The following is a 1,551-nucleotide window of genomic DNA, read 5'->3' as shown; positions in this document are numbered from 1 at the left end:
ACCAATCCCGCACCGCGTGGTTCGCAGGACTGCCGCAATGCGGCACTCGCCATCGAGCAGGCGGCGGTAAGCGTGAGCGCGTTATGGAGCGGCGCCTACAAATGCACGTGTGCCAGCCTCGACGCCGATATTTGGCCGGGCGACGCACTCGGTCTGAATGCTCCGTCGACTAACTTGAACGCTCAAATGGTTGTCCGCAGTGTGAAGCTGACTTACACGGCCAGTTATCCCGATCTGGTTCAATATGCCATCAGCTTTGCGAATGACTGGGCCGATGATCTGGCAATCAAAACCAGTGAGACAGTCCCGGCAGATGCATGGTTGCCGGTGGCGATTTCTCCGACTTACTTGCCCGATCTGAACGGACTGGTGGTGACGGCGATGAGCAACGGAAGCGTGACAATCAACACCGGAGCCATAGCGCCAAACGGTGGCGGATTCGAGATTCGCCGGCGCGACAATTGCTTCATGCCGGGCACTGATCCCGACCTGGTGATGCGCGGTTCACAGCCAACCATGACCTTCTCGCGGGTGTCGGCCAGCGACCGCTTTTATATAAGAGCGTACGACGGATCGACACCGCCCAATTACTCGGAGTTTTCGGCGGCCCTGATCTTCAATCTGCCGCTTGCATCGTGAGACCTCAGCCGGGACCGCCAGAAGAACCCGCCGGTCCACGGTGCCCCCGAGTGACCTCACAGAAATGGCTGGAGTACAACGGATGCGAATGATGAACGAATTCGAAGCACAGGTTTTGAGCGATCTGAGCGTATTGAAGACGCAAATGAATGGCCTCATGGGCGACGGGAACGGCGGGCGCATCGCCGAACTCGAGCACCGCATGGAGCGCCACGAACAAAACTGGCAGCGCGCCAGGGGATTTCTCGCTGCTTTCAGCGTGCTGCTCGCCGTTGTCGAAGTGGCTGTCGAGGCATGGCACCGGCACTAGATCTACAAGGCGTTGAACCGCGATCCTGTGGAATTGCAGCCGCGCTCTTTATAATCTCCCCATGAGCGAGAAGCCGCTGGTGGGCGTGGTGATGGGCAGTAAGAGCGACTACGAGGTGCTGGCCGGGGCCGTGGAGATTCTGCGCGCCCTCGAAATCCCGCATGAAGCGCGCATCGTAAGCGCCCACCGCACTCCAGACTGGCTCTTCAAATATGCAGAAACGGCACGCGAGCGCGGGCTTCGCGTGATTATCGCCGGAGCTGGCGGCGCCGCGCATCTGCCGGGCATGCTGGCATCGAAGACCCTCGTGCCGGTGCTCGGCGTTCCCGTCTCTGCAACCCAGCTCAACGGCCTCGATTCGCTCCTTTCAATTGTGCAGATGCCCAAGGGCGTCCCCGTCGGTACCCTGGCCATCGGCAAACCCGGAGCTGCCAATGCCGCGCTGCTGGCGGCTGAAATTCTCGCCGCAACTGACTCCGCACTCTACGACCGGCTGGCTGCCTGGCGCGCCGCACGGACCGCGGAAGTGATGACACAGGAGTTGCCGTAGTGTCTACTCAGCCGCTCCTGATCAAGAAGCCCACGGTCGTCGAACCCGGCGG

General features: G+C 60.9%; 3 protein-coding genes. All 3 read left to right on the top strand.

The window, feature by feature from the left end:
• On the top strand, positions 1-639 hold a 639-nt coding region (locus WA354_RS24585; RefSeq protein WP_472815665.1), incomplete at its 5' end, for a hypothetical protein.
• 88 nt (positions 640-727) lie between these two features.
• Positions 728-949 carry a hypothetical protein gene (locus WA354_RS24580; protein ID WP_472815664.1) on the top strand — a complete coding sequence of 74 codons (222 nt, stop codon included), beginning with the start codon at positions 728-730 and terminating at the stop codon, positions 947-949.
• Positions 950-1,010: 61 nt separating this feature from the next.
• Positions 1,011-1,499, top strand: a complete 489-nt coding sequence (gene purE / locus WA354_RS24575; RefSeq protein ID WP_472815663.1) for a 5-(carboxyamino)imidazole ribonucleotide mutase — start codon at positions 1,011-1,013, stop codon at positions 1,497-1,499.
• The last annotated feature ends 52 nt before the right edge of the window (positions 1,500-1,551 follow it).

The organism is Occallatibacter sp., from assembly GCF_049802275.1.
In the GTDB taxonomy this organism is placed as follows: domain Bacteria; phylum Acidobacteriota; class Terriglobia; order Terriglobales; family Acidobacteriaceae; genus Telmatobacter.
This window is presented reverse-complemented; position numbering and strand designations above follow the sequence as displayed.

Bases quoted from the DNA above. Each gene is read 5' to 3' on its own strand.
- WA354_RS24580 (WP_472815664.1), top strand. From the start codon at position 728: ATGATGAACGAATTCGAAGCACAGGTTTTGAGCGATCTGAGCGTATTG.
- purE (WP_472815663.1), top strand. From the start codon at position 1,011: ATGAGCGAGAAGCCGCTGGTGGGCGTGGTGATGGGCAGTAAGAGCGAC.